The organism is Lactococcus protaetiae (assembly GCF_006965445.1).
In the GTDB taxonomy this organism is placed as follows: domain Bacteria; phylum Bacillota; class Bacilli; order Lactobacillales; family Streptococcaceae; genus Lactococcus; species Lactococcus protaetiae.
On the sequence record NZ_CP041356.1, the window covers coordinates 681514 to 699672 of the forward strand.

The 18159-nt window shown below is 40.4% G+C and carries 17 protein-coding genes; 14 read left to right on the plus strand and 3 right to left on the minus strand.

The genetic code is table 11. The annotated features are described in order from the left end of the window. Positions 1–22: 22 nt before the first annotated feature. From FLP15_RS03545 to FLP15_RS03580, 8 genes are all read left to right on the plus strand, one after another. Positions 23–1237 carry a pyridoxal phosphate-dependent aminotransferase gene (locus FLP15_RS03545; RefSeq protein ID WP_142766023.1) on the plus strand — a complete coding sequence of 405 codons (1215 nt, stop codon included), beginning with the start codon at positions 23–25 and terminating at the stop codon, positions 1235–1237. A gap of 154 nt (positions 1238–1391) precedes the next feature. After that, positions 1392–2180: a GTP-sensing pleiotropic transcriptional regulator CodY gene (gene codY, locus FLP15_RS03550; RefSeq protein WP_142766024.1), complete on the plus strand. Its 789-nt coding sequence runs from the start codon at positions 1392–1394 to the stop codon at positions 2178–2180. A gap of 159 nt (positions 2181–2339) precedes the next feature. Further along, the gene (gene gatC / locus FLP15_RS03555) at positions 2340–2645 is read left to right on the plus strand and encodes an Asp-tRNA(Asn)/Glu-tRNA(Gln) amidotransferase subunit GatC (RefSeq protein ID WP_142766025.1); all 306 of its coding nucleotides are present in this window, start codon (positions 2340–2342) and stop codon (positions 2643–2645) included. Between the two features lies 1 nt (position 2646). Further along, positions 2647–4107 (plus strand): Asp-tRNA(Asn)/Glu-tRNA(Gln) amidotransferase subunit GatA, encoded by a 1461-nt coding sequence (gene gatA, locus FLP15_RS03560; protein ID WP_142766026.1) that lies wholly within the window; start codon positions 2647–2649, stop codon positions 4105–4107. A gap of 1 nt (position 4108) precedes the next feature. Then, positions 4109–4720 carry an NUDIX hydrolase gene (locus tag FLP15_RS03565; protein ID WP_142766027.1) on the plus strand — a complete coding sequence of 204 codons (612 nt, stop codon included), beginning with the start codon at positions 4109–4111 and terminating at the stop codon, positions 4718–4720. A 9-nt stretch (positions 4721–4729) separates the two neighbouring features. Continuing rightward, positions 4730–5212: a GyrI-like domain-containing protein gene (locus FLP15_RS03570; RefSeq protein WP_142766028.1), complete on the plus strand. Its 483-nt coding sequence runs from the start codon at positions 4730–4732 to the stop codon at positions 5210–5212. A gap of 129 nt (positions 5213–5341) precedes the next feature. After that, on the plus strand, positions 5342–6775 hold the full coding sequence (gene gatB, locus FLP15_RS03575; protein ID WP_142767419.1) for an Asp-tRNA(Asn)/Glu-tRNA(Gln) amidotransferase subunit GatB: 1434 nt from the start codon (positions 5342–5344) through the stop codon (positions 6773–6775). Positions 6776–6939: 164 nt separating this feature from the next. Further along, on the plus strand, positions 6940–8451 hold the full coding sequence (locus FLP15_RS03580) for an amidase family protein (protein ID WP_142766029.1): 1512 nt from the start codon (positions 6940–6942) through the stop codon (positions 8449–8451). A gap of 888 nt (positions 8452–9339) precedes the next feature. Here FLP15_RS03580 and FLP15_RS03585 read toward each other — a convergent pair. The 3 genes from FLP15_RS03585 to FLP15_RS03595 form a co-directional block, all read right to left on the minus strand. Further along, positions 9340–12297 (minus strand): BspA family leucine-rich repeat surface protein, encoded by a 2958-nt coding sequence (locus FLP15_RS03585; protein WP_142766030.1) that lies wholly within the window; start codon positions 12295–12297, stop codon positions 9340–9342. Positions 12298–12416: 119 nt separating this feature from the next. After that, the gene (locus FLP15_RS03590) at positions 12417–13811 is read right to left on the minus strand and encodes an MATE family efflux transporter (RefSeq protein WP_142766031.1); all 1395 of its coding nucleotides are present in this window, start codon (positions 13809–13811) and stop codon (positions 12417–12419) included. Positions 13812–14005: 194 nt separating this feature from the next. Beyond that, on the minus strand, positions 14006–14203 hold the full coding sequence (locus tag FLP15_RS03595; RefSeq protein WP_120772890.1) for a cold-shock protein: 198 nt from the start codon (positions 14201–14203) through the stop codon (positions 14006–14008). Between the two features lie 113 nt (positions 14204–14316). On the opposite strand from FLP15_RS03595, the gene FLP15_RS03600 reads away from it, so the two are divergent. The 6 genes from FLP15_RS03600 to FLP15_RS03625 all read left to right on the plus strand — a co-directional run bounded on the left by FLP15_RS03600 (position 14317) and on the right by FLP15_RS03625 (position 18052). After that, entirely contained in the window at positions 14317–14841 is a 525-nt protein-coding gene (locus FLP15_RS03600) for a 5-formyltetrahydrofolate cyclo-ligase (protein WP_142766032.1), read from the plus strand. Positions 14842–14853: 12 nt separating this feature from the next. After that, the gene (locus FLP15_RS03605) at positions 14854–15546 is read left to right on the plus strand and encodes a rhomboid family intramembrane serine protease (protein ID WP_142766033.1); all 693 of its coding nucleotides are present in this window, start codon (positions 14854–14856) and stop codon (positions 15544–15546) included. A 957-nt stretch (positions 15547–16503) separates the two neighbouring features. Next, positions 16504–16935, plus strand: coding sequence for a DUF3284 domain-containing protein (locus tag FLP15_RS03610; protein WP_142766034.1), 432 nt, complete (start codon positions 16504–16506; stop codon positions 16933–16935). Positions 16936–16950: 15 nt separating this feature from the next. Further along, the gene (locus tag FLP15_RS03615) at positions 16951–17334 is read left to right on the plus strand and encodes a VOC family protein (RefSeq protein ID WP_142766035.1); all 384 of its coding nucleotides are present in this window, start codon (positions 16951–16953) and stop codon (positions 17332–17334) included. A 191-nt stretch (positions 17335–17525) separates the two neighbouring features. Beyond that, entirely contained in the window at positions 17526–17657 is a 132-nt protein-coding gene (locus FLP15_RS03620; protein WP_425351485.1) for a hypothetical protein, read from the plus strand. Between the two features lie 131 nt (positions 17658–17788). Beyond that, entirely contained in the window at positions 17789–18052 is a 264-nt protein-coding gene (locus FLP15_RS03625; RefSeq protein ID WP_142766036.1) for a hypothetical protein, read from the plus strand. The last annotated feature ends 107 nt before the right edge of the window (positions 18053–18159 follow it).

Below are 18159 nucleotides of genomic sequence, written 5' to 3' on the forward strand. Positions count from 1 at the left end.
GTATCTGGAATCGAGGTTAACCATGAAAGAATTCGAAAAATCACATAAGTTAGATAATGTTAGTTACGATATTCGTGGCCCAGTGCTTGATGAGGCGCAGAGGATGCGAGCCAATGGTGAAAAAATCTTGCGTCTAAATACGGGAAATCCCGCAGAATTTGGTTTTTTGGCACCTGATGAAGTGATTCGTGATTTAATTCAAAATGCAGTGGAGAGTGAGGGTTACTCTGACTCAAAAGGGATTTTTTCTGCACGTAAAGCTATTATGCAGTATTGTCAGATTAAAGGTTTTCCAAATGTTGATGTTGATGATATTTATACGGGAAATGGTGTTTCTGAACTCATTGTAATGAGTATGCAAGGCTTGCTCGACACAGGTGATGAAGTTCTTATTCCCATGCCTGATTATCCACTTTGGACAGCATCGGTTAGCTTAGCTGGTGGTAAAGCTGTGCATTATATATGTGATGAGCAGGCAGGCTGGTTCCCAGATATTGATGATATTAAATCAAAAATCACAAACAATACAAAAGCGATTGTTCTGATTAATCCTAATAATCCGACTGGTGCGCTTTATTCTAAGGAATTATTACTAGAAATTGTGCAAATTGCTCGTGAACATGATTTGATTATCTTTTCTGATGAAATCTACGATCGACTAGTGATGGATGGTGCTACGCACGTACCGATTGCAAGTCTTGCTCCAGATGTTTTCGTGGTCACAATGAATGGTCTCTCAAAATCTCATCGAATTGCAGGTTTCCGTGTGGGCTGGATGGTTTTATCAGGTGACAAATCTCATGTTAAGGGTTATATTGAAGGGCTGAATATGCTTGCTTCAATGCGCCTTTGTTCAAATGTTTTGGCGCAATCTGTTGTCCAGACTTCACTCGGAGGTACTCAGTCTGTTGATAAGTTACTTTTACCTGGTGGACGTATTTATGAACAGCGTGAATTTATTTATAATGCCATCAATGCTATTCCGGGATTATCGGCAGTTAAGCCACAGGCGGCATTCTATATCTTCCCAAAGATTGACCGTGAAATGTACCGAATTGACAATGACGAACAGTTTGTACTAGATTTTTTGAAGCAAGAGAAAATCTTGTTAGTACACGGGCGAGGATTCAACTGGAATCAACCAGACCATTTCCGAATTGTTTATTTGCCTAGAGTTGACGAGTTGGCAGAAATTCAAGAAAAAATGGAACGTTTTTTGCATCAATATAGAAGATAAAAGCTGATTATGAGATGTATGAAAGATTCATACGTCTCTTTTATTGATGATAATTTTCTGACAAATTTTTATTGTTTTTATCTATGTTTTATGTTATACTGATTATGAAAAATTTTGTATAAAGACAAGAATCTAAAAAAACTAGGAGAACAAAGTGGCTACATTACTTGAAAAAACACGTAAAATCACTGCGATTTTGCAAGATGGAGTGACTGATTTGCAGCAGGAACTTCCATACAATAGCATGACTGAACGTTTAGCAAATGTCATTGACTGTAATGCCTGTGTGATTAATACGAAGGGCGAGTTACTTGGTTACTCACTACCTTACAATACTAATAACGAACGTGTTGACCAATTTTTCTATGACCGTAAGTTACCTGATGAATATGTTCGGGCTGCGGTTCGTATTTATGATACAATGGCAAATGTTCCAGTTGACAAGCCTTTAGCGATTTTCCCAGAAGAAGTACTCAGTAATTTCCCTAATGGAGTGACAACTTTGGCACCAATCTATGGTTCTGGTATGCGTTTAGGTACGTTTATCATGTGGCGTGAAGATGGTGAGTTCACGGATGATGACCTTATTTTGGTTGAGTTGGCAACAACAGTTATTGGCGTTCAACTTTCAAATCTCAAACTTGAACAAATGGAAGAAAATATCCGTAAGGATACAATGGCTACAATGGCAGTCAATACGCTTTCTTATTCAGAGATGAAGGCTGTTAAAGCGATTATTGAAGAGCTTGATGGTGAAGAAGGTCATGTCATTGCTTCTGTCATTGCTGACAAAATTGGGATTACACGTTCTGTCATTGTCAACGCTTTGCGTAAGCTTGAATCTGCGGGCGTTATCGAATCTCGTTCGCTCGGTATGAAAGGAACTTACCTTAAAGTTCTCAACACAGGTTTGTTTGACAAACTTGCTGGACGTAACTTCTAATTAAAGCTTAAATCTGAAAACTCTGCCTTGAAATGGTCAGAGTTTTTTTGTTATTTGTTTAAGAAGAAAATTTCTGTCAGTATGCTGACAAACCTGTCAAACTGCTGATTTTTTGGTATAATTAACAAGAATATACTCTTTGAAAATGGAGATTAAAAGATGAGTCAAATTACAGAGGAGCAAGTCAAGCACGTGGCACTTTTGTCAAAGCTTGAGTTCTCGGAAGAAGAAGTGTCAGGTTTCACAGCAACTTTTGGAAAAATCATTGACATGGTTGAAATGCTAGATGAAGTAGATACTGAGGGGATTCCTTTTACGATGAATGTAGCAGATAATCTGAACTTTATGCGTGAGGATGTGGCAGAAGCAGGCGTTGACCGTGAAAAACTAATGGCTGCTGTGCCTGAAAAACAAGACGGATTTATCAAAGTCCCTGCCATGCTTTCCGACGGAGGTGACGCATAAAATGTCATACAATAACAAAACAATCAAAGAATTACACCAACTTTTGGTCAATAAGGAATTGTCAGTTGTTGAGCTGACACAATCCGTATTGACAGACATCGAAAAACGTGAGCCTGTCATTGACGCATTTCTGTCAGTAAATGCGGATAGAGCTCTTTCACAAGCTGCGACGATTGATGCGCGTGGAGTAAATCCAGAAGTACTGACAGATGGTATTTCTATTGGTGTCAAAGATAATATCGTAACAGAAGGTCTTGAGACAACGGCTGCATCAAAGATTCTTGGTGGTTGGATTCCTCCCTATAATGCGACAGTGGCTGATAAATTAGCTGAAAATGGTTTAATCACTATTGGTAAACTCAACATGGACGAATTTGCCATGGGTGGCTCAGGTGAAAATTCATCGGTAAAACCAACAAAGAATGCTTGGAATCAAACAAAAGTACCTGGAGGTTCTTCATCAGGTTCAGCTGCGTCAGTAGCATCTGGAGAGGTTCGCTTATCTCTTGGTTCAGACACAGGTGGCTCAATTCGTCAGCCAGCCGCTTTCAACGGAATTGTTGGCTTGAAACCCACCTATGGTCGGGTCAGCCGTTTTGGACTCATTGCTTTCGCTTCATCTTTAGATCAAATCGGCCCTCTTACGCCAACAGTTGAAGAAAATGCTCAGTTGCTAAATGTTATCTCTGGTTTCGATAAAAATGATGGTACCTCATCAAATGTTGCAGTACCTGACTTTACAAGCAAGATTGGTCAAGACATCAAAGGAATGAAGATTGCTCTTCCTAAAGAATATTTTGGTGAGGGCATTGATGAAAAAGTCAAAGAACAAATTTTAGCAGCAGCTAAACATTTGGAAAAATTGGGCGCTATTGTTGAAGAAGTCAGCCTGCCACATAGTAAATACGGTGTCGCTGTGTACTACATCATCGCTTCATCTGAAGCCAGCTCAAACTTGCAACGTTTTGACGGGATTCGTTATGGCTATCGCGCGCAAGATATTAATAATCTTGAAGAGCTTTATGTCAAATCTCGCTCCGAAGGATTCGGTCCTGAGGTTCAACGCCGGATTATGCTGGGGACGTTCAGTCTTTCTGCGGGTTCTTACGATAAACATTTCAAGAAGGCAGGACAGGTTCGCACGCTGATTATCAATGATTTTGCTAAGGTTTTTGAGAATTATGATTTGATTTTAGGTCCTACTGCGCCAACACCTGCTTGGGATTTGGGAGCGCGTGTTGACGACCCTATTGCCATGTATCTGGCGGATTTGTTGACGATTCCTGTCAATTTAGCTGGTCTGCCTGGGATTTCGATTCCTGCTGGATTTGTGGACGGTTTGCCTGTCGGGATGCAGTTGATTGGTAAACGCTACGACGAGGCTACGATTTATCAAGTCGCTGGCGCGTTTGAAGCAACAACAGACTTTCACCAACACCTGCCTGTGATTTTTGATAAATAATATGGAAGATTTTGCAAAAATAATCAAGCGAATGAATGCCATTGCAGACAGCGGATTAATCTATGCCAAAGACATTTTTGACCGAGAACGTTATACGGAGCTGAAAGAACTAGCCTCTGATTTGACTGAAAATTTGACAGATTTGTCAAAATGTGAATTGACGGAAGCTTTTCGCCCAACTGCTTATTATCCGACTCCGATGATTGATGTGCGGGCGTTTGTACGGGATGAAGCAGGACGAATTTTGTTGATTTGTGACAAGGTAAGAGGTGACTGGGCGATGCCTGGGGGCTACGGTGAGATTGGTCTGACGGCAAAAGAAGATGTGCTCAAAGAATTGCTTGAAGAAGCTGGTCTGACAGGGAAAGTTAATCGGTTGCTTGCTGTATTTGACACAGAGAAATGGCAGCCTCAGGCAAGACAATATTATAAATTTGTCTTTGAGTGTTCAGTAATTTCAGGGGAGTTTACGGAAAATAGTGAAACTACAGAAAGTCGTTTTTTCGATTTTGTAGATTTGTCAAATTTGAACCTGTCCGAGCATCGTAATACGTATGCCCAGTTTGAACTACTTGAAAAATTAGCTAAAGAGAACAAGCAGCATATTGATTAGGAGAACAAAATGAAAGTAAAAATCGAAGAAAAACCAGCTTTTACAGCGGTTGGATTTAGAGGACGATTTACGAGTAAAGACGGTGCAAATTTTCGTGATATTCCGAAAATGTGGGACAATCTGTCGAAGCATGATTATGAGCGACTTTTGACGCTTTCCGATGTTTTTCCACAGACAGTTTTGGGCATTTGTGCCAATGAGGACAGCGAAACGGAGACTTTTGATTACTGGATTGCGGGAGCAACGACTGCGCAAACTTCTGATTTGGAACAACTCTCGATAGGGGCGGCGACTTATGCGGTTTTTGCCGTTGAGGGTGCGCAACCTGCTGCTGTTCAAAAAGCTTGGCAGGATATTTTTGCGGAATGGTTGCCAAATAGTGACTATAAAATCGCAAATGGTCCGCAGATTGAGTATAATCCAGACGGCGATGCGTTTGCGGAAGATTATTATTGTGAGATTTGGTTGCCTGTTGTGAAAAAAATGAAGTAGAGAGTGAGCACCGTATCGAGTCTCAAAATCGGTACAGTGCCGTTCGAACGAATTTATCGCTTAGGGCGAGTTGGACCACCGACTTTGGTCGGTGGTCTTAGTCGGCTTTGGCGAGATGAAAGGTTAATAATGAACTTTGAAACAGTAATCGGACTTGAAGTCCACGTTGAATTGAATACAAACTCAAAAATCTTTAGTCCAGCTTCGACAAAATTCGGTGGCGACCCTAATACCAATACAAATGTGATTGATTGGTCATTACCAGGGGTATTGCCTGTCATGAATAAAGGCGTGATTGAAGCTGGAATAAAGGCGGCACTCGCTTTAAATATGGATATTCATAAATCCATGCATTTTGATCGTAAGAACTACTTTTATCCAGATAACCCAAAAGCTTATCAAATTTCTCAGTTTGACGAGCCGATTGGCTATAATGGATCGATTGAGATTGAGCTAGAAGACGGACATAAAGCAACTATCCGCATTGAACGCGCTCACCTCGAAGAAGATGCAGGTAAAAACACGCACGGCACGGACGGCTATTCTTACGTTGACCTCAATCGTCAAGGTGTGCCTTTGATTGAGATTGTTTCTGAGGCGGATATGCGCACACCTGAGGAAGCTTATGCATATCTGACGGCACTTAAAGAAGCCATCCTTTACACTGGCATTTCTGATGTTAAGATGGAGGAAGGCTCGATGCGCTGTGATGCCAATGTCAGCTTGCGTCCTTATGGTCAAGAAGCTTTTGGTGTCAAGACCGAAGTCAAAAACATGAACTCGTTTTCTAATGTAAAAAAAGCATTGGACTTTGAAGTGGCAAGACAAGAAAAAATCTTGCGCACCGGTGGTGAAATTCGCCAAGAAACGCGTCGTTTTAACGACAAAACGGGTGAAACCATCCTTATGAGAGTTAAAGAAGGGGCATCTGATTATCGCTATTTCCCAGAGCCAGATGTACCGCGCTTTGAGATTTCTGACGAGTGGATTGCTGCTATGAGGGATGAGTTGCCTTTGACTGCAAAGGCACGCCGTACCCATTATATCAATGATTTGGGCTTGTCAGACTATGATGCGCGTCAGTTAACTGCAACAAAAGAAGTCTCTGATTTCTTTGATGAAGCGGTCAAATTTGACACCGATGCTAAGCTCGTATCCAACTGGCTTCAGGGTGAAGTGGCGCAATATCTCAATAGCGAGAAAAAAGAATTACATGAGATTGCTTTGACTCCAGAAAACCTGACCGAAATGATTCGGTTGATTGCTGACGGGACAATTTCATCAAAAATTGCCAAAAAAGTCTTTATTGAATTGGCGAAAAATGGTGGTTCAGCGGAAGAATTTGTTAAAAAAGCGGGACTTGTGCAGATTTCTGATCCAGCTATTTTGATTCCAATTATCCAAGAAGTTTTTGCGAATAATGAAAAATCTGTCGCTGATTACAGAGCCGGAAAACAAAATGCTGCTAAAGCACTTGTCGGACAGCTCATGAAAGCAACAAAAGGTCAAGCTAATCCAAGCGTGGCACAAAAATTACTTTACGAAGAGCTGGATAATTTTTGACCGAAAATAAAAGTGGGCTGATGCCTGCTTTTTTCTCAACGAGAATAGAAAGGAATTGAGTTTGTCTTCTTGAAGAAAGTGAAAAAAGATAAAACGGGGCTTGAGCTGTGCTCAGAGCCTACGCCTCCATTGGCTTGTTTATACGCTAATACGCAAAGAGTCAAATGGCATTTTTCATCTCTTCAGAATGGTTGGACTCACATCTTATGATTAAAGACGCAACCTATTGGGCGGAGCAGATTCGCACAGGAGAAATCTCAGCAGCAGATTTACTCTCTAAGACTAAAGATAAAATTGAACAACTCAATCCACTTTATAATGCCGTGGTTGCTGACAATATTGATTTAGCAAAGTCAGACTTGTCAGTCACTCAATCGGGTTTCTTTGCAGGTGTACCTTTCGCACTTAAAATGCTTGGACAAAGTCATGCTGGACTGCCAGCTACGGCAAGTTCTTGTCTATTTGCAGATTCAGTAGCTAGTAGCGATGATAACTACGTGAAAGCTCTGATGAAAGCAGGACTAACACCTTTTGGTCAGACAAATTCACCAGAGTTTGGCTTTAAAAATATTTCGGACTCTAGACTTTATGGTGATACGCGTAATGTATGGAATCCGGCTTATTATTCGGGAGGTTCATCTGGTGGTGCAGCATCCGCAGTAGCTTCTGGAATGTTTCCGATGGCTGGAGCTTCTGATGGTGGCGGTTCAATTCGAATCCCAGCTTCTTTTTCTGGTTTGATTGGACTGAAAATGACACGAGGACGTATGCCGCAAGGCCCATCGGGCTATCGAGGTTGGCAAGGAGCTTCTATTTCGGGGAGTCTGGCAGTTTCTGTACGTGATGTGGCAAACTTTGTTGCAGAAATGCAAACTTTACAAGAAGCGCAGCCTTATCCAGCACAATTGCTTGATAAAAAGTTACTAACAGAACTATCAGTACCATCACGAAGATTAAAAATCGCTATTTCCTTTAATAGCCCTATTGAGGGGATAAAAATTTCAGAAACTTCAAAGAATGCCTTAAAAAAATCGATTGACTTTTTAGAAAAACAAGGGCATGAAGTGACAGAAATTAATTTTCCGCTTGATGCGCGCGCTCTTATACAGTCGTATTACCGTATGAATGCAGCTGAAACGATTGCTATGCTTGAACCGTGGGAAAAAGCAGTTGGTCGAAAAATCACAAAAGATGATGTTGAACTACTTACCTATGCACTCTTAGAAGCTGGTCGAAAAGCACCTGTATCCAGTTATATCAATGCTTTGGATGAATGGGATTTGGCGGCAGCAACTTTTGAAGAAAAGATTTTTAATCAATTTGATCTTTTTATTACACCAACAACAGCCAAAACAGCTCCCAAAATTGGTGAAACGTTGATGTCGGCAGAAATCTTAGAAAAAATGACACACATTGCGCAATATGATTTTGAACAACAGATAAAAATCATTGAAGAAGCATTTGAGAGGTCGCTAGCCTTTACACCTTACAATTTTATCAGTAATCTGACAGGTCAACCCGCACTTTCTCTGCCGGTCTATGTAGAAGAAACCACGAATTTACCACAGGGCGTGCAACTTTGGGGACCTAAAAATTCAGAGCTTTTACTTTTACAATTAGCGCTAGAATTTGAAAAACATGGACAATTCGTACTTCCAGAAGCTTATATCAACTGACTATTCAGTGGCTTCTTTTGTTAAAAAATCGTAGAGCGATTTCTGCCTTACGATTTTTTAGAGTTCTTGATTTTATCGAAGTAAGTGCATGCTATCTCCGCCCTTTGGGCTACGCTGTCGATGCTCGCTAAGGCGCTGAAGCGCCTAGTCGCAATCGCAATAGGGGATGAAGCAGCACTATCTCCGCTTCGCTACGCTGTCCATTCGCTCTAAATCGCTAAAGCGATAAGGCGAAATGGCAACTTTGAATTTCGTCCGACTGCCATAGGGCGTTGGCGCTTTTAGCGCCTAGGCTTCTTGGACAAGACCACTTCGCCTTGCGACTTTAGTCGATTGCGATTTGAACTTGCGACTTTAGTCGGTTAGTGAAATCGACAACGTAGCAAAGCGTAGATAGAGCGAATGGATAACGAAGCGAAGCGGAGGTGTGACCTCATATCTTTGATATTAAGCAGACTGTTGTAGCTTTAGCTGCGTACAGGTCGCTTAGTTGTTACACCTAGAGGTTGTACCTTAAATTCAGTGGCGAGTTGCCCTTTTATCAGTCGCTTCGCCTTTTGCTCTTACCATTTCGTCTTGCCAGCTTTGCTGGCTTAGAACGAATGGATAGCGGAGCGAAGCGAAGATGCAAGTTTTAGCGGCTAGTTTCGCATGACCCTAGGACATTTGTCCGTTTGCTTAGGGGCTAAAGCCCCAAGAGCAAAAGGTATTTGGCTGTAAGGCACTAAAGTGCCGATGAACATTTGTCCTCTATCTCTAGGTCACTAAAGTGACAAGAATAGAGGCAACGCCAAATGGCAATCAAACGGACAGCGTAGCGCAGCGAAGATAGCGACTAGAGAAAATGGACAAATGTTTTACGAAACTCCCACTGAATAAGTCTTGACTTCATTTTCTGTGTCTGAGCCAAGCAAGAAATCCAGCGAGGGTAGCTAGAGTGAGGCCAAGAGAGAAGATGAATCCGATACTTTCTCCTGTGGAGGGGAGAGATTTTCCTGTAGGTGCAGAGATGTTTTCTGCACCAGTGGTCAACGAGTCTCCGTTCTCATCATTTCCGTTGGTTTCGCCATTTTCGTCATCATTTCCATTGTCCTCTCCGTTTCCGTTTTCATCTCCATTGGCATTTTGGTTTCCATTACCGTTCCCATTATTGTCACCATTTCCGTTAGCGTTGTTATTATTGTCGTTGTCGTTACCTTCACCAGCATTTCCAGTATCTTCTGCGGTGAGAGTCACTTGAATACGAGAGTTTTGGTTATCGCCCACTCGACTGAGGACGGTGGCTCGGTCTGTGATGTTGAAATGGATATCATGAGTGGTGTTAGGGTCTACGCTGGAGTCGGATTGAATAAAGGTAACATCATCGTCTATGAAATTCAAGAAATCAGTGGAGGCGGGACTTTTATCTGAAATTCTTGTGACTTCAAAGTTTCCTTTTTCAAGTAATGCTTCTGGGTCGAGGTCGGCACGCTCGCTGTGTGGATGTTCGAAATGTTCTAGACTAACGTATAAATCGTTGCCATCCGTGAAGCTGGTATCGCCATCATAGACGAAAAGTGTGAAAGTGAAAGTGTATTCGTTGTCATCCTCTGAACTTGCTGTGAAGTTGAAGTTACGAATTCCTGTTTCGAGTGTGTCGTCTGTTTCGCCAAGAACATTGCGCATTTTAGTGATTAAGTCACTAAAGTCTAGGTCTAGATTTTTCTCGGTGGACAAATCATGGACATAGAGGTTGGAAGTGATTGCGTTTTTTAGGTCTGCATCTGTGATTTTCTCGTGGACGGCGAAGTTGCTTGTGTGTTGCTCAAAGCGCGCATTCCGCTTCCATGTCCCTGCGGCACCAGTGGCAGAGGCTGTCATGAGTTCGGCGGAAGTTTTCACTTGTTCGCTTCGTGTGAGGGGAGTTGCTTCTGGTTGAAGTACCCAGCGGTCGAGGTAGTTTGGGAGAAGGCCAGGGAGTGAAGTGTCCGAGATATTGGTAGAATCGCCTAGTGTGAGGGTATGGAGAGAAGTGGTTTCAATAAGCATACCTTCTTTATGGGTGACCTTTGTTGTATCAAAACTTGATATATCGAGACTCGCTAAGAGGATATTGCCACTAAACATATAGCTCATCTGAATTACTTTCTCAGTATTAAAGTTAGATAAATCAAGTTGGGTAAGCAAACTTAGACCTAAGAACATCTGTTCCATATTTTCTACGTTAGAAGTGTTAAAACTACTCACATCTAAACTCGTTAAACTAGATAGACCATAGAACATCTGTTGCATATTTGTTACTTTTTCCGTATTAAAGTTAGATAAATCAAGTTGGGTAAGCAAACTTAGACCTAAGAACATCATATCCATATTTATTACATTTTCTGTATTTAGATTGTTGAGGTTGATGATTTCGTCTAGGTTTGATAAATCACTGAAAAGTTTTGATGAGTCCTTACTTGCGAGGATTTCACGTTTGAATTCAATTTTGTTAATGGTGTAGGGTTCACTTTCTGGGTCTCTGTCTTTGTTGATGAAGTCCTCTTCGAGCTTCTTGAAATAATATCCTGTCGTGCCACCTTTGAGAAGGTTTCCTCCAGTGATGTCAAGCTTTCCGCTGGTTTTGTCGAAAGTGTAGGTAATGCCATTCCAGTAGTCTTGGAGTTCCCAGATGCCAGCAACGGCACCAGTTTCTTTTGAGGCATTGATGAGCTTAGCGGTGTCGTAGACGGTACCGTCGGCATTTAGCCAAGCCTTGCCTTCGTATAGATTAAACTGAGTATAAGGGAGATCATGCTCAAACCCTATACCGAACAATGTTCCATCAAGATTAGAGTTTTCACCAAGAACTAGAGTGTGGAGACTTCTTAAATCTCCCAACATACCTGCTTTACCAGTTCCACCCAGATTCGGATCTAGAGCAGATAGGTCAAAATCACTGAGGTCTAAATACTCTATGGCTGAACCGAAAAACATAGTACCAGCGTTCTCTAAACTCTCGGTGTTGAACTCGTCCCAATTTTCAAGTTCCTTGAGATTAGAAGTTCCTAAAAACATATTGTTCATGGAGTCTACATCTTGTGTAAAGAAATTGCCGCCAAAGATGATTGTCTGAACACCTGAGTACTGAAACATATCTTGCATATCTGTAGCGTAAGAAGTGTCTAAATTTGACAAGTCCAGCTCTTCGAGATTTGGTGTATTTGCAAATAGTTGACCAAAATTCTGCGCTTTATTAGTATTAATATGCCCAAAACCTTCGATTGTTCTCACATATTCTAAGCTTTGAAAGTAGCCAAAAAAATCTGTACCTACAACGACTGGTCCTGTAAAAGTAATAGACTGAATATATACTTCATCATCATCTAGTGTTTTTTGAAATTTTCCTTCTAAATCATATAGAGGCAAACTAGTATTAATTGTCCCGCCTGTGATTTCAAGAGCGCCAGTGGTGGTTTCAAAACTGTACTCTAAACCTCCCCACTTGATATCTACGTGAGTGATTGGTGTTGAGGAGTAAGGGATAAAGCTTTGGTCTGTGATTTGTATGAGGTTGGCTTGGGTGATTTTTTCTAGATTTTCAGTGCTTTCGATGTATTCTGTATCTTCTGCATCTTTTGCATTTTCAGGGGGAGTTGGGTTTGTCTTGCTCTCATTATTTTCTAATGATTTGTCTGATTCGGATTCGGTGGTGGAAGGAAGTTCAGCGCTTTCGATGTTGTCTGTAGGGTGTTGATTGGTTGTTTTTGGGATTTCTTCGAGGGTGTCTGCGAGTGTGAAAGTCGCAGAGGTAAAGCTACCAAAGAGTAATGAGGGGATAGCTAGACTAATCCCAAGTCGGCGTAATTTTTTCTTGTGGTTGGTCATGTGAGGTCTCCTTGCGTTTTTAATGTATCTCTTATCATTTTATTTTTTTTTTTTTCATAATTTGAAATGATATGGGTAAAATAGGGCAAAAAGACTCTGAAAATTTTTCAGAGTCTTTTTTAATGATGAAAGACATTAAGCAAGGTCTTGCGTTTTGGTATGAGTTCTGTTTTTTCATACAAATCTTGGTTGTTTCTGAAGCGTTTAACCATTTGAATGGTGGTGGGAATTAAAATAGAGGTTGAACCAATCCAAGCTGCTGGATTGCTTGAGATAATGACGGTGTAATTCAGCAAGAGAACACCGACAATCGCGACTCCAGCACGCATGAATAACTCAGCAAAACCGCAGAGTGTTGGGATTTTAGCATTTCCTAAACCTTGAATCGTCGAGCGGGTCACAAAGAGAATCGCAAGTAGCCAATAGAAACTACCATTTACAAGATAATAATGGCTAGCCATCTCGATGACGGCAGTCTGACTTGCGGAAATGAATGCTGTGGTAAAGTAAAAGTGAGCAAGGTTAAGAAGAAGGGCAAAACCGATAGACCAACCCACTGCGATAGCAATCGAGCGCGAAAGTCCTTGATTAATCCGTTTATATTGCTTGGCGCCATAGTTTTGAGCGCCAAAAGTTGCCATTGCGAGCCCGATAGACATCATCGGAAGCATAGCAAGCTGATCGATTTTGGACACGATGGCTTGGGTAGCGACGGCATTTGTTCCCATCTTATTAAGTGCGATTTGTAGAGTGATAGAGCCAATGGCGATAATGCTAGATTGAAAACCCATTGGCACAGCGAGTCTTGCATGATGTAGAATCTCTTTTGGGTTATAGCCCAATAAATCTTTAGTAAGATGAAAATCTGGCACTTTCTTTTTGATATGCCAAAAAAGATAGACAACTGAGATGGCTTGCGCCAGAATGGTTGCGGCACTTGAACCAAGCAGTCCAAGATGGAGGACAAGAATAGCAAAATACTCCAAACCAATATTTAAAATACTAGCGACAACAAGGGCATACAATGGCGTTTTGGAATCTCCAAGTGCGCGTAGGGCATTGGAGAGATAGGCATAAAGATTGGTTGCAATCATTCCACCAAGCATGATGGTTAAAAAAGTCTTTGCACCAGCAAAAATTTCGCTAGGAGTTTGCATCAATTCAAGAAGCGAGCCGACAAAAATAACAGAGACGATACTCAATAAAATAGAAATGGCAATCGTAAAATAAAGTCCTGTAATATATGATTTTTTGACTGAGTTTTTGTCCTTAGCTCCGAAGCGCTGGGCGGTCAGAATTGTTAGTCCAGCAGTCATCCCTTGAGCAAATCCGACAATGAGGAAATTGATTGAGCCAGTTGCTCCAACGGAAGCTAGGGCATCTTTTCCGAGTGTTTGTCCAACAATCAACGTATCAGCGGTATTATAGAGGACCTGGAAGAAGTTTCCTAAAAGTAGTGGCAAGGTAAAGGCGATAAGCCCTTTGAGGATATTTCCTTTTGTTAAATCTTTCATTTTTCCCTAATTACTAATTTCTCGTATCCACCGAGAAAGCGTTTAAATATGATTTCTTTATTTTAGACCATTTTGATTGCTTTTACAAGGGCTTATCTTGATAAAAGCTGAGAAATTAGGGCTTAGTCATAAATATTACAACAAAAAAAGCCCGACTTCATTGACTGAAGTCCGAGCTTTTGCTTATATCAGAATTATTTTTCGATATTTACAGCTTGAGGTCCGCGAGGGCCGTCTTCGATATCAAAAGTTACTTTTTGACCTTCGTCGAGGGTTTTGAATCCGTCGCCTTGGATAGCTGAGAAGTGTGCAAATACGTCTTTTCCGTCTTCAGCAGTGATGAATCCGAAACCTTTAGTTGCGTTAAACCATTTTACAGTTCCTTGTGCCATTTTGTTACATCCTTTCTGTAAATTATAAATCTTATTTTGGGAAAAGAATGGAACAAATGTTACAATCATGATTCTAAAACAAAAACTTACAGCTTTATGATAACATAGTTAGTATGGAAAATAAAGTGTTAATTCGCAAAAAAATGATAAATTTACTAAATAATTTTTCTGCCGACGAAAAAAAGCGGCAAACTGGTGAGATTTTATCAGCTTTAATGGCTTCAAAAACATGGGGAAATGCTGATAAAATCGCACTTTATATGGCAACACCAATGGAATTTGATTTGTCGAGACTTTTTGAGGTGACTGACAAGGAAATTTTGATTCCTAAATGTTTGCCTAAACGTCAGATGATTTTTGCAAAGTATGACACAAAACATTTGGTTCGCTCAAATTTTGGACTGATGGAGCCAGATTCAATGGTTGAAGTTATCCCTGACTTGATTGTCGTTCCTGGTTTGGCATGGAATGAGCAGGGGTATCGTATTGGATTTGGTGGAGGTTACTATGACCGTTATTTGTCGGGATTTGAGGGTTTAACAGTGTCTGTGATTTATGATTTCCAAAAAGTAGATTTTACACCAGAAGCGCATGATATTGCAGTTCATGAAGTTTTTACTGCTGCAAGAAAGGATTAGAATACAAAAATAATGAATTTAAATGACTTTAAACGCGATGTAACTCGCTATAAAGCGACCTATATTCTCGCTTTATTTACGACAATTGTTTGGCTTTGGCAATTTATAAGCTTTGGCTCAGCGGCAACTTCTGGGATTAATTTATTTAATGCTGGCGCTTTATTTGGACCTGCAATTGTGCAAGACCCGACTCAATTGTGGCGACTGGTGACACCGATTTTTGTTCATATTGGTTGGATGCATTTTCTGATGAATATGTTGACGCTTGTCTTTATTGGTCGGCAGATTGAGACGATTTTTGGCTCTTTACGGTTTACTGCGATTTATATTTTGGCGGGTGTGTTCGGAAATGCGATGACTTTTTTACTTACACCAAATACTTTGTCAGCGGGCGCGTCAACCTCTCTTTTCGGGCTGTTCGCTGCTGTGGCAGGATTGGGATTTTTTACAGGACATCCTTTTCTTAGACAAATCGGAAAAACTTTTGCTGTGTTGATTGTTGCGAATTTACTTTTTAATACTTTTGATTTGAGTACCATCAACATTTGGGGGCATATCGGTGGGGCGCTGGGCGGAGCTCTTCTTTCTGCTATATTTCCTCCAAAAGCATTTAGACCCTCAATCCCAGAGCATTATCGCTGGTTTTCGGTGATTGCCTTTGTTTTCTTGCTTATTGCCTTTGTTGGTCTTTCTTTTGTAAGATAAGGGGATATTGCGGAGACTGGATGATATATGGGTTCCGCTTTAATTTAGCAAGGCGTGCTATCTTCGCCCTTTGGGCTACGCTGTCCATCCTCGCTACGGTGCTACGTGCTTCGCACGCCGTTCTGCGAACGGCTCCGTTGTCTGTTTGATTGCCATTTGGCGTTGTCTCTATTCTTGTCACTTTAGTGACTTAGAGATAGAGGACAAATGTTCATCGGCACTTTAGTGTCTTACAGCCAATGCCTTTTGCTCTTGGGGCTTTAAGCCCCTAAGCAAACGGACAAATGTCCTATGGTCATGCGAAGCTAGCTGCTAAAGCAGTAAGAGCAAAAGCCAAAGCGATAAGGCGAAATGGCAAGCTCTGTTTTCGTTCTACTGCCCTAGGGTCTTAGCGCTTTAGCGATTGCGATTTGAGCTTGTTGCTGTAGCAACTTAGCGAAATCGACAGCGGAGCAAAGCGAGATAGACTTCAGGGACAAGACCACTTCGCCTTGCGACTTTAGTCGCTTAGAGCGAATGGATAACGAAGCGAAGCGGAGGTGTGACCTCATATCTTTGATGTGAGGTTGTGCCCTAACATTGGTGGGGAGAAAGAATTCTCCACCAATGAAGTAATCACTTCAAAATCCGCTAGTATTTTGTTGGTGGCAATTTCAATGAGTATGACTTTTGCTCTTGGGGGAGCTATAACAAACGGAGAGTGTAGCGAGTAGACTGTTCATCATGGGCTGTGAAGTTCGCGAAGTGACATCAATCCGTTGTTGATTTTTACAGTGGTTTAGTTATAAAAAACTTATTTTGATGAGGAAAACATGAAAGTGCTTGCAATGCGATTCTAATCTTGCTAAAATTATTCTATAAAACGCAGTAAGTATAGTGAGTGTTAACTAGCGTGTTGTGACACTAGCTTTGCACCACGACATCAATTCGTTGTTGCTTAAAAGTATGGAGAAAGTTATGAAAATTAATAAAACAGTAGATGCACCACGAGAATTTATTTTTGAAAAAATCATTGATTCTTGTCTTTATGATATTGAGAAAAATACGGGGAAACGTCCAAAAGTTCGTAGCCTTAGTGGTTATGAATATACGAAAACCTTTGGAAAAAATCAAAAGGGAACGATTAAAATCAATGAATTAACTGACCCAAGTATCTATGAATTTACGACAAAAACGAATCGTAATACTTTTAAAACCCGTTGGGAATTACACAAGATTGATGATCGAAGTACAGATATTATCATTGAGGAAACTCAAAGTTCAAACGGTACAATACAGATGCTAAATGACAAATTTGTAGGATTGATTCTTGGACGATTTAAAAAACGTCAAATGTTGGCGGTTTTGGATAATATCAATCGAGCTTACAACGGAGGAAGAACACGGTAAAGGGTTTTTGAATCAATGAAAATAGAACATATTGGATTAATGGTTCAGGATTTGGAGCAGATGCGTCAGTTTTATGAGCATTATTTTGAGGCGAGCGCAGGAGAAAAATATCACAATCCTAAAACTACTTTTCAATCTTACTTTTTGAGTTTTGCTGATGGAGCAAGGTTAGAAATTGGGACAAAAGAGAATTCTGTCAGTCCTCTCAGAAATACTGTCAGCACAGGTTACGCACATTTGGCTATTTCTGTGGGGTCAAAAGAGCGTGTCAATCAACTTGTCCAGCAGTTTCAAACAGATGGTTTTACGATAAAATCAGGTCCGAGAACAACAGGTGATGGTTATTATGAAGCAGTAGTGCTTGATCCAGAGAAAAATGAAATTGAAATTACAATTTAGAATCGAAGTTTCAAGGAATATTTATAGTAATTTAACAGTTCTTTTAGATAAGCTGACATATTTTGTCAGTTTTTTTATTTTTTGTAAATTCATGCTTGTAAAATAAAACACAAAGTTTTATAATGAACTTGTTAATAAAGAAATGAAAAAAGGATATAAAAATATAAATATTAATAAAGGAGATTTTTATTATGAAAGCAGCAGTTGTACGTCAAAATCCAGACGGTTATGCTGATGTTGTCGAAAAAATGTTGCGTCCAATCAAGACAAATGAAGCATTGCTAGACATGAAATATTGTGGCATTTGCAACACGTCGTCTTGATGAAGTCAATGACATTATTGATGAGATGAAAGCAGGAAAAATCGAAGGACGTATGGTTATTGATTTTACAAAATAACCCTATTGAAGCAAGGCAGAGAGATTTTACAGTCTGGTAGAAAGAAGACACTAAAATGGAAACAGAACATTTAGTTAATTATTCAAGAGATGAATATCATAATCTTTCGCAATTTCAACAAGAAGAAATTACAAACAACTTTAAACAAGCGATTCTTTATAAGATAAAAGAAGAAAATATTGATATTGATGATGTCAGTGCAAAAGCGGGTTATTCTCCAGGAGATTTGTCAGCACTTTTACATTATGACACAGTCACTTACGAAACCCATGCAGAGCTTCAACGCATTTTGGCGGTGGTCAATAGCTTTGCACATTAATTCATGCTCCTAAAAAGAGGCAGCGACTTATTTTACAAGTCGCTGTTTTTTACTGACAGAATTTTACTGTTGAGAAATGCACTTAATGTGCCTTTTTATCAGTCACT